Here is an 18114-nt window from a genome sequence, read left to right on the forward strand (position 1 = left end):
TTATTCAGTTATTCATTAATCAGGAATGAGGTAAACCATTATTTAATTTTTCCTCAACTACCTTTAATTCATTTGTAAGTTCATAAAATGTGTTCTTTTCATCTTGTTCCAAGGCACGATCAATTTCTTGTATCAATCTATTTCTCATTTCTTCTAAATGGAATTGATCAATGGCATCGTTGACCTCTTGACTAAGTTCTTCTGAAATAGAATCATTCCAGCTTGAAAAAGGATTATCTTCTAATACAGTAAGATACTCGGGAGACATCCAAGAATCCGTGAAAAATAGTTCTATATATAAATCTGTATGCCAATTTAATCTAACTTCATGAAAAGCTTGTTCTGGATTATCAAATGCATGTCCATCTTTATAAAATTTAAAGGCTTCTTGGTCTGTCCCTACTGCTGCCATCCGAATTCCTCTTGGTGTTCTTTCAGCACTTTCAACAAATTTTGCTTTATTTAATACGATATCGTGATTGAGTAAATAATTTAAGATCCACATTGATTCACGACGTTTCATCTGATATCTTTGTAAAAACCACTTCAAAAAATGCTTCTTGTCTTTTAATTGTACTCGATTATTCATAATGACTCCCCTCCTTGTAGATAAGACGCATTAAATACTCAAGTATCCCTCTTCTTTATTATAACAAAAATCATTCGAAATCTAAGTGTTCATTGTTTAAAATTTCTTGAATTTCTAAATCATCGCTTCTAAACTCAAGATACCTAATTCCAACTTCTCTAGATTTCTCTATCTGTCCTTCTTCTCTCAAAAAGAAGAAATATTGTTTTAAAAATTCTATATTTGTATCAAAATATGGGTAGGCTTTATCATAGGCTCTTCTAGCAGCATCGTATTCTTCTAATTCATTTTGAGCGACAGCAAGATTCCAATGTAATTGCGGGTCAGCATCCAATTCTGTCAGAGCCTTTTGAACAAACTCAACAGTTTCTTCATATCTTTCCTGATGCAATAAAAAGTTTGTATATTGCAAAGAAATAGTTTCGTTATCCGGATCTAGTTCAAGTGCTAGCTTATAATACTGCTCCGCTTTCACTTCATTACTTCTTTTAAGTTCAACTTCTGCTCCGATTAGATAAAGCTGGTAGTTTGTTTTATCTTGCAAAAGACCTTCTTCAATAATTTCAGAGGCCTTATCTAACTGATTTTCTTCATCTAACCCTTTTGCAAGATAGGGGTATAAAGAAGTATAGGAATGATCCATCTCTTTGACTTTATAAAGACATTCATTTGCACGTTGGTATTCTTTAACTTGAAAGTAAGTGAAACCTAATTGGAATAAAGTATCAACGGTATCATCCACTTCAACAGCTTCTTCTAAATAGTCTATAGCGTTCTCCCAGTCTCCCAGGGCGCTATAAGCGCTTCCCAATCTGGAAACTAGGTGAATACCAGCTAAATTTTCTTCCCCCATTGTTAACAACTGCTCATATTCACGAATAGCTTGAGCATATTTCCCCATGGTAAAGTGCAATTCAGCTAATGCAAATAGGATAACTGGTTCATTTTCCAGAATCGATTGGGCCTCCAAAAGCTTTTGTTCAGAAACCTCAGGAAGATCTAATCCTTGATAATAATCTGCAGACACCAGCAATGCCTGCGGATAAACACTACTAGTTTTATCGATGGACTGAAGCCAGTCAATTGCTTCGAGCTCATTACCTTCTTCAATCGCAATCTCTGCCAAATTAACCTTGATTTCATCATCTTTGGGATTCTGGTCAAGTAAATGATGTAATACACGTTTAGTTTGTTCAAGAAATCCTAATTGATATAAAGAATCGCTTAATCCATATAACTCATCAATAGAATCTTGTTCCAGCGCAAGGATAAAAAGTTCTTCCGCTTCAGATAGTTGATCATTCTGTAAAGCATCGATCATTTTTTGAGAATAGGACATATTGTCTCCTCCAGATAGTCAGTTTATTTAATAGATTACTTTTTTTAATACCTTTATCTGCTTTTTATACTTCTCCTATCTTATCATATTCATTAAGCTTCGTCATGTTAACAATTTAAAAAGCAGCATTAGACAAAATAAAAAAACGCCTTTTAAAAAGACGTTTATTTATTTTATTCTGTCAGGTCAGAAGTTTGATTATACGTATTCAGAAATATAGTTGCTTTAAAAGATAAATTCTGCCCTGTTTCATATGATATAGAGGTTAAATCTGTTTTTTGTGTTAATTCATAAATCTCTTTGACAAATTTGTCTAACTCATTTACATTCTCATATTCAACTTCCAATTGATAGGAATGAGTTTCCACATTTTCAACTTCTTCATTATCACTAGTTGACTCTAGTCATATTATCTTTTGCTAAAATGAGGATAAGTACCAATGTAAAATGAATTTACCAAAATATAAAACGGTCACTGCTGATGCGCCTATGTAGGGACCGAACGGGACTTTAGTCTTTCTCGTAACTTTTCCAAGAGCAAGTAAAATACCATTAATTACAGCGCCATATAATGTTGAAAGTAAGAACAGCAATAAAAATAATTGCCAACCAAAAAGCAACCCAAATAAAGAAAAAAACTTAAGGTCTCCGATTCCCATACCACCTTTAGTAATATAAATAATAAGCCCAATTAATAAAAAAGCGAGGGCGGCTCCTACGATTGAAGATGTCCAATTCGTATCAAGAAAAAAGGCTTTTATTATCAAAAACAGCGGTAAAAAAAACAGTAAAATTTTATTTGGAATCTTTTGATAAGTTATATCTGAAACAGTTACAATAACGATCATAGAGACTAAAAGCAATCCAAAGATCGTTTGAAAAGATAATCCAAAGAAAAGGTATGTCGCAGTAAACAGAAGCCCCGTAGCGAGTTCTACCACAGGATAGACAATTGAGATTGAGCTTCCGCAACCTTTACACTTTCCCTTTTGAATAACATAAGACAGTACAGGTATTAACTCAATCCAAGTCAATTTTCTTTTACAAGTGTAACAATAAGAATTTCTCTGAGATAAAAAATTATTAATCGGCACCCGCAACCCTACTACATTATAAAAAGATCCGAATATCAAACCATATATGAAAAAAACTATTCCTATAAACCATTCCATCCTCATAACTCCTAAGTTCATTCTATGCAAAAAAATCTCCAAATTTATTCTATAATATTCCTTTGTAGTAAAATCATTGCCTATTTTTGAATCAAATGAAAAGGAGAATCTCTAATAGATTCTCCAAGTATCAAAAGTAAGCATTCTATTAATATCTAACTGATAGGTATCCTCAAAAAGTGATTATATTTCTTTAGAAGTATCGTTTAGACTGACTTTAGTTACATAATTACTGAGATAGAATCTCAATTTTCAGCTGTGAAACAATACCTCCTACAGCTAAAATATCAGTCCCTTTAAAGCAAGTACTAGACCAGAGCTGTTTTCTTATCGACTTGTAATAACTACACTTCTGATAATATCCATATCAATTATATTCTAAAGTAAATATTTAAGAATCATTTTATAAAAAATCAAGAAAGAAGTGACTACGATTGATAAAATTGCGATGGCAACAATCAACTCAATTAAAGTAGTCCCTTCCTGCTTTTTAATAAGTTTTATCGGGTTCCAAAATAGCTTGTCTTTCATTGATGATATCCCCTTCGTTAATCGTAGCCACTTTGTTTCTTCCATTTTGCTTAGAACCAACATACATTGCTCGATCTGCTAACATCATCAATTCTTTTATACTCGAACATTGATCAGGATAAGTCGCTACACCAATACTTGCAGTTATATTAACCGTTACAAGTTCACGATCATCTAAATAATTGTGAGTATTAAATGCCGTCTTCTCAATCTTTTCACGTATACTTTCAGCTAATTCAATAATTTCATCCGGTGTTTTATTTGGAACAAAAAAAATAAATTCTTCCCCACCATATCGAGCTAGTTTTTCTTGCTCATAGACAAATGTACTTAACAAAATAGAAATTTGTTTTAGAAGTTCATTTCCAGCCTGATGACCAAAAGAATCGTTCACGTCTTTAAAATAGTCTAAATCGATAATAATAATTGAAATTCTATTATCAGGTCTAGTTTGGTTGTATTTATTGATATTCTGTTCAAAAGCTCTTAAATTTGAAAGACCTGTAAGATGATCCGTTCTGCTATTAATTTTTAATTCTTCAAAATTATAAGCATTCGCTAAAGCGTTATTCAAGAAATTATGCAGAACCGGCATTACAAACAGCATATTTTTACTAAATGCTTTTCTTTTTGGGTCTGTTATACCGATAAATCCTTTTACACTGTCCGCTCGTTTAATAGGAAAAATCAACATACTTTCAGCTGGATAGTCAATTACAGAATGGATAATTTCAGGCCACTCTTCAGAACTTTTGTAAACTATCATATCACTTTCAAACCAGTATTCTTCCAGTATTACATGAGAAGAAATTGGGTCAAGAGACTCTTTAGATTCTACAATATGACCGTTATGATAAACCATGGATTTTTCAATTTTTTGGTCTTCTCTAATTATGCAGTAATAAATTGTGTCTGCCGGGAAAATATTATTCCATGAACTTAAATACAATTCTATAATTTTTTTTACATTTTGTTGTTCGTTTAACTTAATAGCAAGACCGTTAACTTTGTACAAATAACGGTTCTGAGAGTCACTTGAAAAATATAATTTAAAAATGATGGAAATACCAATTAGTGGAAAAGCTGCTATAATAATGCCAAAGGTCGAATATATATTTCGTAGGTGAAGAATCATCAGCGCAATAGGTATTGCATAAAAAACTGAAAAAAGAGAAAATATGTATTCAAAATTTATAATTTTTCCATAGACTTTCTTCTGCCATTCAGTTGCTAACACATATAAAAATAATCGATTAAGAGTTATAGAAGCAACTAGGTAGACCGTTAATGATAAAATATTATAGGGATAATTCAAAGGATTTAGTAAAATAGGATTTACTAGATAATAGATTTCTGCAGATAAAATTGAAATGATTTGAAACAAAAGAATATTCATAGGAAATCTATAACTTTCTTCGCGCGTTATCCTCATCTGCTTCATGACTATGGTAGTAGCTATCGTTGTCACAACCATTTCGGCAAAAAGACCATATGCTAAAAAGACAGATATACTTACACTTGCAATTAAAAAAAGTGTAGCACCTCTAACTTCAATGGGAAAAAGAGCCACGAGTGCACCAAGAAATATAAATACATAAAATGAAGGCTCGGAGAAAAGGCCTGCCGATGCTGTTAAATAAAAAACAACAAAAAACAACAAAGGGATCATTATTAAACCTACCAACCATGTTATGAATTGTCTTTTCTTTGATAGCATCGCATTCACCTCTTCGGTTCAATATGAATTTATTAGCATGACAGTCTCCTAAGTCAGTCTATCTTTATTAAATATTTATGTCAATATCCTAAATTAAATAAAAAAAGCCTATTTTAGGTAGGCTAAATTCGTATAATATAACAACTTATATATTTGATATCATTTTGTATACTTTTCGCCTTTTTAAGTTAATCTAATGTTAATATAACTTCATTTTAATAAATGACATAATTGTGAATTTTTTATTTAATATGGTCACAATGTCAATATTAAAACATCCTTTAAAATCTATTCAAGATAAATTACTATTTCAGCTTCCTGACTAGTTTTTTAAAGGATGTTTTTTTAAGTTATTTTTTTTGGAAGATCTTCTGGTAATAGTGGTTTACTGAATAAGTAACCTTGGCCATATGAACATTCATTTACTTTTAAGAATTCTGCTTGATCTTCTGTTTCTATTCCTTCAGCAACGATATGAAAATTTAGACTTTTCCCCATTTGGATTATAGTTTTTACTAGAGACGCAGTATTCTCTTTTGTTAATATCCCATCAATAAAAGATTTGTCTATTTTAACAATGTCAATAAATATATTATTTAATACACTAAGTGAAGAATATCCAGTTCCAAAATCGTCAATTGCGATCTTTACACCCAAATCATGTAATTCTTTAATTATCCGATTGGAATGGTCAATATTTTGCATTACACTTTCCGTAACTTCAATAATTAAATATTTAGGATCAAGATCATGATGAAGCAATGTCTGTTTTATTCGTTCAATAAAAAATGGATCTTCATATTGCAGAACAGAAACATTTACTGCAATATCTAAGCAAATACCATTCTTATGCCAAATTTTGTTTTGACGAATTGCTTCAAACATAACCCAGTACCCTATATCTTGAATGATTCTAGATTCTTCAGCGATTGGAATAAATTCGGTAGGAGATACTTCTCCGAGCAATGGATGTTTCCATCTGATTAGTGCTTCAGTACCGTAAATAACTCCCGTACTTAGATCTACTTTCGGTTGATAAAGTAAATATAATTCATTTCTACTGAGTGCTTCTTTTAATCCAAATTCTATTCTTCTTTTTCTTTCAATTAAAGCAGCGTCGTCAGTCATGAATACATGATAATTACTTTTCCCACTATCTTTAACTTTATACATTGCGATCTCAGCTTGTTGATACAATGCCTCAATATCTTGTGCTGTTTCAGGATAGCGACTTATCCCCATACTAATTGTAAGGTAAAATAATTGGTCATTAATTTTAATAGGTTTTTTAAAAACATTTAAAAGTTTTTCAGCGATCAATTTAGTTTTCTTTTCATTTGAACTTTCAAGTAAGATCATAAATTCGTCTTCGCTTTCCCTAGCAATGAACGCATCGTTTCCTAAGGTATCTTGAAGTTTAGATGCAACTTTTACTAATACCTGATCTCCTAAATTTCGACCATGTAGTTCGTTAATTATCTTAAAGCGATCAATATCTAAAATGATAATAGACATTTCAATATCGTCTGATTTTTCTTTTTTTTGTTTAGTAAAATAATCATAAAATTTCTTTCTGTTAGGTAATTTGGTTAATTGATCATAATGATTACTTTTTCTTAGTTTCTCTTCTTTAAGTTTACGAGCAGTAATATCGATAGATGTTCCCACATATTTTAAAACTTGTCCATAATCATCAGAAACAACATTCACAAATGTTTCTAGCCAAATAATTCTACATTTTCCGTCATAAACGCGAACTTCAAAGGGTTGTCCACTTCTGTTATCAAGTTCATCAATAAATTTCAAAAAATCAGGTAAGTCATCTGGATATACACTGCTCTTCCATGAATCTATCAAATTAGGATAATCAAATTCATCAATATTTAAAATCTTACAAACAGCTTTAGAAGCTTTTTGATTTTTCTTGTTCTTATCAATTTCCCATAGAAATGATCTATCATTATTAAAAACTGATTCAAGATCTTTCTTTTCTTTTTTGATAGTTGAGATTTCAGACTTATTTTCATTTAACTTACGATTAAAATACATCAACATGCCTATAAACCCTACTCCTAAAAAAATGAGCCAACTATAATAGACAATTCCACTTATATGTGCTACTACGAATTTTATGGAAAATATAGACAATGTGCTTCAAACTCCTTTTGAACTTTCTTCTATTTAGAAAGTCTATTTACTTATATCGATATTAACTATAAAAATAGAGGTACTTAGTCTTTAGCGATTTTATTCAAGCTCTCTTTATAATTACTGAATAATATAACTTTTTCGAGTATTTTAACCTGCTTATTGATTGATTTGACCTCATTAAACATATTTTCAATCTCTTCATTTGTTGTAGATATAGTAGCTGAGAGCTCTTCAATTGTGGAAGCATTTTCTTCTGAAGAGACAGATAAATTATTCATAATATCAATCATATCATCTGTTTTATTTTTCATTTTCATCTCTGTTTGAGAAACTTGATCAATGACATTTTCTAAAGTATTGAATGCTTTAGATAAGAAATCGAATTGTTCATTTGTATCTGCCAAGTTCTTTTGCTGTTCAGCAGTAATATTTTGAACGTTAGAAACGGCGCTTACTGCACCTTTTGTTTGATTCATTAAATTTAAGATAACTTCAGCAATTTCTTCATTGAAGGATCTTGATTGTTCAGCAAGTTTTCTAATTTCTTCTGCAACAACTGCAAAACCTTTACCGTCTTCGCCTGCCCTTGCTGCCTCAATGGAAGCGTTCAACGCCAACAAGTCGGTCTGTTCAGAAATACTGGCGATCTGGGTACTGGCATTCTCAATTTTATCAACGGAGTCGGAAGTCAACTTAATCATTTTCTCAATTTCAGTGATCGATTGTATACTATCTTGTGTACTTTTTGTTAATGAATTTAAATTATTCAAACTAGATTCTTTCAATTCACTGGCATGAATGGTTTCTTTAGTTAAACTAAAAATATGATTTGCATGATCACTGAGCAGATTCCCTAATTTAGTAAGGTTTTCGGCACCACTTTCCGTATTTTCAGCTTGAGCAGTAGTTGAAGTAGCGATATCGTCGATTGCATTGACCGTTTCCTGAGAAGCATTGACAATCGATTGATTTGTCTCATGCAAAACCGCTGTACCTTCTTGAAGATTTTGCACTGTTTTTTTTGAGGCTGATACAATTTTTTCTAACTCATTAGATTGAGCCATTAAGGAGATATTAAAATTCGTAATAACTTTTTTACCATGCCATACTAATGTATATGCTAAAGCTGCAAATATTAAATAAACAAATAACATTGAACCTAATTCAAATAAATCATGCCCAACAGTCCATCTTAATCCCATCATAATGATTAGTTCAATAAAACCGATAATGGCTGCGCTCAAATAAAATGTTTTATCCATATATATTGTATATACGACTAGTAATATTACTAGAGTAAACCAACCGGCTATAAAAGATAAAGTCAGGTATAAAAGAATGGGCAATACATGGAGTAATCCCATAATAAAGAAAGGATATTGCGCCGATTGTTTGAGAAATTTGTGCATTATGAATGTTGCTACAAGAATGATTGAACTTACTAATATGTAATACATGAAATTACTCTGTTCAAAAAATGATACTCTTTGATAAAAATAAATGAATGGATAGGTTACTAAGATCATTCCTATGAAAAAGTATGTAATGATATCGGTAACATTCGCATTAAACATCTGTTTAATGGATAACTCTTTTGATTTTGACTGTGACATTAACTATTCCTCCTATATTTCTACTACAACTTATACTATCGGTTTATATATAAGTTAATTAATAGGAAAAAGAAATAATCATAGACTATTTTAATTTGATTTTCGTAGATTTTTTTAAGCCAGTATATATTTTGGTGAAATCATCTACAAATCAACAAAAGTAAAAAATAATTTATTATCAGCGTTCATACCATTTTGAAATTGTAGGTGCTGTTAAGAATTTTATTTACCTATTTTAGTTTTGAGGGGCTCGTTAGGATAAAAATTTATCTATGAGCCAAAGCAGATGAGTATAAGAATTAATAATGGCTTACTATATTCCGTCTCGATAATGAACAATAATACGAATCAATTTTATAACTGTCATTATACTTACCAAATCATTTAAAAAACACCTAATATATATTTTTTTAGCTGATCGTAAGGTAATAAGTAAGATTGATTTTATGAAAAGAGGACTTTATTGATTCATAAATCAGAAAGTAGTTTAAGTTGTGTAATTGTATGAATAAAATAAAAAAGAGTGAAAGAATTCACTCTTAAAAAAGTCTGAAATTTCGGAAGTTATAATACATTAATTATAATGAGTTAATATAGAATTTTGTACTAGACCCTATTTATAAAATCAAACTAAATAATATACTGTTCGCCCATTCTGCTGCTCAAAATCATCATGGTGTGATTAATACTCCGATCTTTAGTTAAATATCCTTTTTCAAGCTCAATTACTCTTGAAGGCATTTTATCAACTAATGACTGATCGTGTGTCGCCATAATAACTGTGGTTCCAGATTTGTTAATTTTATGAAGAACTTTTAAAATTGAATAAGCATTCTGAGGATCCAGGTTCCCAGTTGGTTCATCAGCAAAAAGAACTATAGGGTCGTGTACAATCGCTCGTGCAATTGCAATTCTCTGTTGTTCACCACCAGAACAATTTGAAGGATATTCAAAGATTTTATGTTTTAGTCCAACTTTTTCAAGAGCTTCGATTACCTTATCGTTAATTTTTTCTTTTGGATAGCCTGTGACTTCCAATACATAAGCAATATTATCAAAAACAGTTTTATAGGAAAGCAATTGATAGTCTTGAAAGACTACGCCTATTTCACGACGAAGCTTATGGATTTTTCTATTATTCATTTTATGAACATGGTGATCCGCTAATCTAACTTGACCTCTATTAACCTTTTCTTGCCCATACAAAACTTTTAATAAAGTACTTTTTCCTGAACCACTTTTTCCTTTTAAATAGACGAATTCTCCTGTTTCAATCATTAAAGTCACTTGTTGTAAAGCAGAAGTTCCGTCTCTATAAGTTTTTGTCACATTATTCAAGGAAATCATTTCATCACCATAACCTTTTTAGCTAAATCGACTTAAGTGAATTGATTGATAAGGGAATAGATTTCATCTGTGCTCCGGGTGACTTGTGCATTCAAAGAGTATGCTCGCTGCGCCATAATCATATCTGTAAAGGATTGCGCCAGATCAACATTTGAATTTTCATAAACACCCGTCAATAGAGTACCGAAGGCTCCCGGATTCTCAATAGAATTTATTAGCGTTCCCGCTTGTTCAGGGGGAATGGTAAAGTTATTATCGCCAATTGGAATTAACGCTTGAGGATTCTCAACATTGTAAAGTGGAATTACGCCCACATTTATTTGTCCTTCGCCAGTTTGGATAAATATCTCTCCTGAGCTGCCTACTTGAACTTCGCCTTCTGGCCAAGCATCAGCAGGAATAGTAAGATTAGTCTCAACTACTTGCCCTCGACTGTTCACAATTTGTTTATTTTCATCTAATGTGAAATTTCCATCTCGAGTAAGCACTAGATCTCCAGCCTCATTTCGGACTCCAAAGAACCCTTCACCATTCACTGAAACAGAAAGATTTTCTTCTGACTGAACCAATGAACCCGCTGAAAAATCAGTTCCATTAGTAGAACTTAGAACTCCTCTATTTAGCCCTAGATTATTAGCATTACCTGATAATAAAGCGTCTTGTTCATTAATATCATTTACAAGAAGTTCTCTAAAGCTAACGGTTTTCTGCTTGTATCCAGCTGTATCAGAATTCGAAATATTGTGGGCGATTGTATCAAGCTTATTCTGCTGAGCTTTTAATCCGCTTTTACTGATGCTATAAGGTATTCTCATCTAATATCCTCCTAAACTTTCCCGACTTCTTGAGTTGCGCGACGCAATGTTTCATCAGTTGTTTTTAGCATACGCTGATTCGCTTCAAATTCTCGTGAAATCTGCATCATATTACTCATCACATCGGCCATATCCACGTTAGACTGTTCAACTTGTCCCTGGTTTACTGTAAAACCAGTACCCATAGGTATTCCACCTTCACCTTGAAACAGAGTATCTCCTGCGCTATTCAGTGCAGCTTGGTCTTCAAAACTTGTTATATATAAGAATTGTTCCGCCCCTTCACCTGATTGAACAAAACCGTTTTGATCTACAGTAAAAGAATTCGAATCAACAGTAATTGGTTCTGTTCCTCCTCCTGGCTGTATACCAAGTACCGCATAGCCTTCCTGGGTAACAAGCTGATTTTGATCATTAACTGTAAAGTTACCATTTCGAGTATAAAAAGTTTCTCCAGCTGCATTTTGCACAGTGAAAAAGCCATTTCCGCTTAAAGCAAGGTCAGTCTGATTGTTGGTTGTCTGGAATGCTCCTCCGCTTAAATCTCTATACGCTTCGTCTAATTGATTTCCAAAGGTAATCTCTCCAGTCTCTCTTCGAAGATTAAGTTCAGGACCTCTTGTGTAGTTATGTACATCAACTCGTTCTGTAGCACTTGTGACAAGCTGTTGCGATTTATAACCAGGTGTGGTTACATTTGCAGTATTTGTAGCTAAGCTTTTTTGTTTTTCTGATAAAACGTTAAAACTTCTTGATAAAGTATCTAGACCTCTAATCATTAGCGTAATCACTCTCCAATATTTCTCTTAATTTCAATAATGTTTTCCCATGTATCTGAGAGACTCTCGGTACACTTATATCAAATATATAGGAAACTTCCTTCATACTCAATCGTTCAACGTAAATTAACTGCAAAATCTGCTGTTCCCGTTCACTTAATTTTGTCACAGCATTTGTTAAATAGATAGATTGTTCTTTTTTTAATAAAGTATCATCAATAGCCGCTTCGTTACGATCATCTATTGCATCCATCATGGTAACTTCATTATCAGAATCAACATTAATCACTTCATCTAACGACACATAAGCGAGTTGATGAACTGTATCATGAATCCCTTCCAAATCTTTCTTAGTTAATTCCAATTTTTCGCATATTTCTTTTTCTGTAGGATTACGTTTAAACTGAATTTCTAGTTCTTCTTTCGCTTTATAATACAAATTCAATTTTGCCATTCTAGATCTTGGGACTCTGGATGTCTTTCTTACTTCATCAATAATTGCACCTTTGATCCTTATATAAGCATAATTTTCGAAAGGGACTTTTTGCGTTTTATCGTAGCGTTTCAGAGCATCTATCAAGCCGATTACGCCAATATTGACCATATCTTCGTGATCATAGTCCCTGTTTTTGACATTTATGGAGTGAACGACTTTATGCACTAACGGCATATATTGTAATATAGCTTCATTTCGATCTTCTACTTCCAACTGATAAACTCCCTTTCTTTCATTATTCTTTTATCTCAATCATACCAACAGTTTCTAATGGACAGTCATTCGGCACTTCATTTAGTGAAACAACTGTAAGTTCTGGAAAATTAAAGGTGATTAAATTCTTAACTGCTGGCCTTATTTTAGGTGCAGTTAACAAGACATGCGGAACACCTTGAGCATTTAATGCTGAATGTTGCTGATTAATACTATCAAACAGTTTTGTGACAATCTGTGGCTGCAATACAGGTATTGAACCAGCAGAGGATTTCTGAATACTTGTACTTAATATCTCTTCTGTTTCTGGATGGATAGTTAAGACATTTAAGGTCCCTTGATCATCAAAAAATGGTTTAACTATTGTTCTTTTTAAAGATTGTCTTACATATTCTGTTAATGTTTCTGGATCTTTAGTTGAACTTCCATAATCAGCTAATGTTTCTAAAATAGTTTCAAGGTCAGTGATTGCTACATTTTCTTGCAGTAAATGCTGCAATACTTTTTGTACATCTCCAAGTTGAAGAATATCCGGAATTAATTCGTCAATCACTACATTGTATTGATCTTTAATTCCCTCCAGCAATTCTTTAACTTCTTGTCTTCCCAATAATTCATGTGCATTGTTTTTAATGACCTCTTTTAAGTGGGTAATCAATACAGTCAACGGATCAACTACTGTGAAATCGTGTAGTTCAGCAATTTCTTTATTTTTAGCTGTAACCCAGAGAGCATCTAACCCAAAGGCAGGTTCAATTGCTGGTATACCTTCAAAATCAAATTCTTCAGAAGCTCCCCCAGGTTCTACCACTAAGAAACGGTCAGTATATAATTCACCGGATGCTACTTCATTTCCTTTTATCTTAATAACATATTCATTTTGTTCCATTTGTAAATTATCTCTAATCCGTATTGGATTTAATAAAACACCTTTTTCGTGAGAAAGTTGTTTTCTAACTGCAGCAATCTGATTTGTCAGATTAGATTCTTGATCTTCATTAGCTAAAGGAATCAAACCATAACCGATCTCAATAGCAATCCTATCTACTTGGAAGCTAGCTACTGATTCTTCTTCTTTAGCAACAGGCTGGCTTTGTTCTACTAGTTGCTGCTGTATTTTTGCATCTTCGGCTTCTTGTTTTTGTCCTTCATTCACTAAATATCCTGCTGTTCCTAAAGCAACTCCAAGAATTAGAAATGGAAGGATAGGAAATCCTGGAATAATTGCAAAAATGATCATTAGAGCTGAAACGATGTATAAAACTTGAGGAACATTGAATAACTCTCTACCAATCGTATCCCCAAAAGCTTTTTCATTTGCTGTTCTTGTAACCAGAATACCAGAAGCCACTGAAATCAGTAATGAAGGGATTTGACTAACTAGACCATCCCCAATTGTAAGTTTACCGAAGTGTTCCAATGCTTCAATCATAGTATAACTGCCTTGCAAAGAATGAATTAATATACCACCAATCAAGTTGATAATGGTTATAACTAGACCTGCAATTGCATCACCTTTTACGAATTTACTGGCACCATCCATGGAACCATAGAAGTTAGCCTCTTTTTCTAAATTAGATCTTCTCAATTTAGCAGCTTCTTCTGTAATTAATCCTGAATTTAAATCGGCATCAATAGCCATCTGTTTACCTGGCATTGCGTCCAAAGTAAACCTTGCTGAAACCTCCGCTACTCTACTGGCACCGTTCGTTACAACCAGCATTTGAACTAATACAATAATAATAAAAATTACTGCTCCAACAATATAGTTGTTTCCGGCAACAAAATTAGCAAAAGTATCAATTACTTGACCTGCATCACCCTCACTTAGAATTAAACGAGTCGAACTTACATTTAATCCTAATCGAAACATCGTTGTTATCAGCAACAATGTAGGGAAACTCAAGAAATCTAAGACCGAATGTGTATATAAGGTTAAAACTAATATAGTAATTGCAAGTGAAATATTAACAACTAACAGAAGATCCAAGATGAAAGTAGGCATTGGGATCATAATGATTCCTATTATGGAAACAACAATAAAAGCAACAAATATATTCAAGTAATTGCCGATCCCAGATTTAGTTGATGTCGAAGCTTGATTCATCTTGATTCTCCTATTCATGGTTTTTAAATTTTAGTTTTTTTACGTTTTTCAGCTTGGAAAACAAGAGCTAATATTTCAGCGATAGCCTGATAGAGTTCTATCGGAACTGGATCACCTGGATCTACATCTTTATATAAAGCTCTCGCAAGTGGTCTGTTTTCAATCATAGGTACTGCTTTTTCTGCAGCTCTATCTTTCATACGAAGTGCCATCAAGTCCTGCCCCTTAGCAAGCATTATTGGAACCTCATCAGTTTTTTGATCATATCTAATTGCAATGGCAAAGTGAGTGGGATTCGTTATAAGTACTGTTGCATCATCTACGTCAGAAATTTTCCCGCTTAATAATTCTCTATAGCGAGCTTTCCTCTGTGATTTAATCTGCGGATCTCCTTCCATTTCTTTATATTCATCTTTAATTTCCTGCATGGACATCATCAATTCTTTGTTGTGTGAGTATCTTTGGAACACAAAATCAGCGACGCCTAATACGGCTAAGAAAATCGCAAGATTAAAGGCTAGTCTAGAAACTAAATCAATCATTAGAGGGAATATGTTTGCTGATCCTATGCTTCCCGAATTCATAATCATGAGTCCTGAATGATATAAGGTGTAAAGAGTAAATCCTACAACAATAAATAACTTAGCTAAATTTTTAAATAATCCAAATGCAGCTTTTTTCCCGAAGATATTTTTAAAGCCTGATATTGGATTGAGTTTTTTCAGACTTGGTTTAATTGGATCAGCGGTAAGCATAAAACCTACTTGTGCTAAATTTCCGAAAACAGCTGTCAAAAATGCAATTATTAAAAATGGTGCAGATAAAATCAAAAAGTATAAAATTGCTTTAGATCCAATATTACCTAATTCATTATGTATATTTTGGACATCAAAGCCATTTTTCAGCATATTCTGTAAAAATACAAATGCTCGTTGAAATACATAAGTAGCCAGTCCAGTGAAAGCTAAAGCAAAAATACCAAAAGATAAAGCAGATGATAAATCTTGACTTTTAGGTACCTGTCCCTTTTTGCGAGCGTCCCTAAGCTTTTTCGGGGTAGGTTTTTCGGTTTTTCCATCTTTCTCTGCCACTAGAACTCACCTCACAAATTAAACATTAATTACTTAAAGAATCTAGGAATTGATTCATATATTTGATCATCTCAGGAAAGATTTCCGAGATGTTTTCCATTAACATAGGTAAAAATATAAACATGAATACTAAACTTACTAATATCTTCATAGGTATACCTAAAATCAGCACATTGATTTGAGGAACAGTTCTAGAAATTAGAGCTAAGGTTAGTTCTGATAATAGCGCTACTATAATAAATGGAATTGCTAAGCTCAAAGCTATTTCAAACACATGTCCAAACAACTTTACTATTCCTTCAACACCAAAACTATTAAAAATAATCTGATTTAAAGGAACATACTCGAATGATTTTACTAAACTTCTAATTACAAGATGATGAATGTTAGCAATAAAGAATATAGAAATTGAAATCCAATAATAGATCCTTCCGAAATTTGATGCACTCACACCAAGAGATGGATCATAGATTTGACCCATTGAAAAACCAACTTGAAAATCAACCAATGAGCCTGCAATATCAACTGCTGTAAAAAATAGAATGGTTATGTATGCTAATGCCATACCAATAAATAGTTCCTTGATACCCAATATTAAGAAAACTATTATAGAAAAAGGTGTTTCAACTGGATCTATGAACCCCATTACCGTAAAAGACAATGCCAGCGATATTCCTAATTTAGCAACTTGTGGAAAAGCTTTATTAGAAAAACCGGGACTTAAAGAAATAAAAGTCGTAATACGAATTAATATTAATAGAAAATGCTCTACCTGATCTATCATACTGATCACAATCCGGCGATGATAGTGAATAATCGTTCAGTAAATGAGATTAACGTATTTAACATAAAATTGCCTAATAAAACAAGTGTTAACAGTATTGCAAATAATTTGGGAACAAAACTTAACGTTTGTTCTTGGATTTGGGTTGTAGCTTGTAAAATACTGACAACTAAACCAATAACTAGAGCAATAATCAATACAGGAGCCCCTACACGTAACATCACGAGAAACGCATCTTGTAAAACATCTAGTACATTTTGTGTTGTCATATCATAAAATCCTCTCAAATAATTTTTTAATAAAAACTGCTGACTAAAGACTCAACTACCAGGTACCAACCATCTACCATCACAAATAATAATAATTTAAACGGTAAAGAAATCATAACAGGAGATAGCATGAACATTCCCATAGACATAAGAATACTCGAAACGACAACATCAATTACTAAGAATGGAATAAATATCAAAAAACCAATTGTAAAAGCTGTCCTTAATTCACTAATAGAAAAAGCTGGAATAATGGTTGTCAAAGGTAAGTCTTGTGGCGTTTCTGGATAGTCTTCTCCAGATAAATCTACAAATAATTCTATGTCACTTGTTCGAGTTTGATCTAACATAAAATCTTTAATTGGTTTCTCGGCTTCTACAAATGCTTCTTCTCTTGACAAGTCACCTTCCAACATAGGAGTCAGTGCTACGTCATTAACTTCTTCATAGACAGGTCGCATCACAAAGAGTGACAGGAATAAAGCTAAGCCTATTAATACTTGGTTCGGCGGAGTTTGTTGTGTACCCAAAGCATTTCTAGTAAAAGAAAGCACGACGATCATTCTTGTAAAGCTTGTAGTTAATACTAAGAAAGAAGGAATCAATGCGATTAATAGAAGCAGTAGATACAAATCGATGACTTCAGAAGATTCACCAGTATTTGAGAATACATCTACTAAATTGTCCACCATAAAATAATTCCTTTCTTAGTCTCCCTTAAAAGAGTCCTCATACTTTTTCTTTAAATGCTTATACTTACTTTTCAAGTCACCGGATATTTTCTTAATGTCAGTTATACTTTTCGTATTTTCTGCTTGTTGATGGAGCCGTATTTGAATCTCTTCTTTTTCTTGTTGCGAAAATTCCTTTATAACTTCATTTCCATGTTCACTGAAGCTCATTAACATATATTGCGCTCCTACTTGCACGATACATAAGGAGGAACTTTTTGATACAGGTACGCGTTCGATTATTTTGATTGCTTTACTTCGCACTTGATTCATTCTATCTAATCTTTTCAATAAGAAATTAGCTAATATAATGATCAGTAAAAGAGCAAACAACATTTGAATAAATTGATCTACACCTACACCTTGCATC

General features: G+C 32.6%; 18 protein-coding genes. All 18 read right to left on the minus strand.

Annotated elements, in window-relative coordinates; translation table 11 throughout:
• Nucleotides 1-19: 19 nt before the first annotated feature.
• Nucleotides 20-589, minus strand: coding sequence for a ReoY family proteolytic degradation factor (locus BLT22_RS02645; protein ID WP_091760348.1), 570 nt, complete (start codon nucleotides 587-589; stop codon nucleotides 20-22).
• Between the two features lie 70 nt (nucleotides 590-659).
• On the minus strand, nucleotides 660-1928 hold the full coding sequence (locus BLT22_RS02650; RefSeq protein WP_091760351.1) for a tetratricopeptide repeat protein: 1269 nt from the start codon (nucleotides 1926-1928) through the stop codon (nucleotides 660-662).
• 173 nt (nucleotides 1929-2101) lie between these two features.
• Nucleotides 2102-2296, minus strand: coding sequence for a hypothetical protein (locus BLT22_RS02655; protein ID WP_091760354.1), 195 nt, complete (start codon nucleotides 2294-2296; stop codon nucleotides 2102-2104).
• Nucleotides 2297-2347: 51 nt separating this feature from the next.
• Entirely contained in the window at nucleotides 2348-3100 is a 753-nt protein-coding gene (locus tag BLT22_RS02660; RefSeq protein WP_087059643.1) for a prepilin peptidase, read from the minus strand.
• A 378-nt stretch (nucleotides 3101-3478) separates the two neighbouring features.
• Nucleotides 3479-3694 carry a prepilin-type N-terminal cleavage/methylation domain-containing protein gene (locus tag BLT22_RS12550; RefSeq protein ID WP_091760357.1) on the minus strand — a complete coding sequence of 72 codons (216 nt, stop codon included), beginning with the start codon at nucleotides 3692-3694 and terminating at the stop codon, nucleotides 3479-3481.
• Nucleotides 3591-5348 (minus strand): GGDEF domain-containing protein, encoded by a 1758-nt coding sequence (locus tag BLT22_RS02670; RefSeq protein ID WP_091760361.1) that lies wholly within the window; start codon nucleotides 5346-5348, stop codon nucleotides 3591-3593. The genes BLT22_RS12550 and BLT22_RS02670 overlap by 104 nt, the downstream gene beginning before the upstream one ends.
• A gap of 345 nt (nucleotides 5349-5693) precedes the next feature.
• The gene (locus BLT22_RS02675; RefSeq protein ID WP_091760364.1) at nucleotides 5694-7496 is read right to left on the minus strand and encodes a sensor domain-containing protein; all 1803 of its coding nucleotides are present in this window, start codon (nucleotides 7494-7496) and stop codon (nucleotides 5694-5696) included.
• Nucleotides 7497-7579: 83 nt separating this feature from the next.
• On the minus strand, nucleotides 7580-9112 hold the full coding sequence (locus tag BLT22_RS02680; protein ID WP_091760367.1) for a methyl-accepting chemotaxis protein: 1533 nt from the start codon (nucleotides 9110-9112) through the stop codon (nucleotides 7580-7582).
• Between the two features lie 630 nt (nucleotides 9113-9742).
• On the minus strand, nucleotides 9743-10459 hold the full coding sequence (gene ftsE / locus BLT22_RS02685; protein WP_091760370.1) for a cell division ATP-binding protein FtsE: 717 nt from the start codon (nucleotides 10457-10459) through the stop codon (nucleotides 9743-9745).
• Between the two features lie 32 nt (nucleotides 10460-10491).
• Nucleotides 10492-11274 carry a flagellar hook-basal body protein gene (locus BLT22_RS02690; RefSeq protein WP_091760372.1) on the minus strand — a complete coding sequence of 261 codons (783 nt, stop codon included), beginning with the start codon at nucleotides 11272-11274 and terminating at the stop codon, nucleotides 10492-10494.
• A gap of 11 nt (nucleotides 11275-11285) precedes the next feature.
• Nucleotides 11286-12053: a flagellar hook-basal body complex protein gene (locus tag BLT22_RS02695; protein WP_091760375.1), complete on the minus strand. Its 768-nt coding sequence runs from the start codon at nucleotides 12051-12053 to the stop codon at nucleotides 11286-11288.
• Nucleotides 12046-12762 (minus strand): sigma-70 family RNA polymerase sigma factor, encoded by a 717-nt coding sequence (locus BLT22_RS02700; protein WP_236048774.1) that lies wholly within the window; start codon nucleotides 12760-12762, stop codon nucleotides 12046-12048. The genes BLT22_RS02695 and BLT22_RS02700 overlap by 8 nt, the downstream gene beginning before the upstream one ends.
• A 22-nt stretch (nucleotides 12763-12784) precedes the next feature.
• The gene (gene flhA / locus BLT22_RS02705) at nucleotides 12785-14869 is read right to left on the minus strand and encodes a flagellar biosynthesis protein FlhA (protein ID WP_091760378.1); all 2085 of its coding nucleotides are present in this window, start codon (nucleotides 14867-14869) and stop codon (nucleotides 12785-12787) included.
• Between the two features lie 23 nt (nucleotides 14870-14892).
• Entirely contained in the window at nucleotides 14893-15960 is a 1068-nt protein-coding gene (flhB, locus tag BLT22_RS02710; RefSeq protein WP_091760381.1) for a flagellar biosynthesis protein FlhB, read from the minus strand.
• 25 nt (nucleotides 15961-15985) lie between these two features.
• Nucleotides 15986-16744: a flagellar biosynthetic protein FliR gene (fliR, locus tag BLT22_RS02715; protein ID WP_091760384.1), complete on the minus strand. Its 759-nt coding sequence runs from the start codon at nucleotides 16742-16744 to the stop codon at nucleotides 15986-15988.
• A 5-nt stretch (nucleotides 16745-16749) separates the two neighbouring features.
• On the minus strand, nucleotides 16750-17013 hold the full coding sequence (fliQ, locus tag BLT22_RS02720; protein ID WP_091760388.1) for a flagellar biosynthesis protein FliQ: 264 nt from the start codon (nucleotides 17011-17013) through the stop codon (nucleotides 16750-16752).
• Between the two features lie 26 nt (nucleotides 17014-17039).
• On the minus strand, nucleotides 17040-17705 hold the full coding sequence (gene fliP, locus BLT22_RS02725) for a flagellar type III secretion system pore protein FliP (protein ID WP_091760391.1): 666 nt from the start codon (nucleotides 17703-17705) through the stop codon (nucleotides 17040-17042).
• Between the two features lie 15 nt (nucleotides 17706-17720).
• Nucleotides 17721-18113: a flagellar biosynthetic protein FliO gene (locus BLT22_RS02730; RefSeq protein WP_091760394.1), complete on the minus strand. Its 393-nt coding sequence runs from the start codon at nucleotides 18111-18113 to the stop codon at nucleotides 17721-17723.
• Nucleotide 18114: the final 1 nt, after the last annotated feature.

It is taken from the genome of Marinilactibacillus psychrotolerans (genome assembly GCF_900101525.1).
In the GTDB taxonomy this organism is placed as follows: domain Bacteria; phylum Bacillota; class Bacilli; order Lactobacillales; family Carnobacteriaceae_A; genus Marinilactibacillus; species Marinilactibacillus psychrotolerans.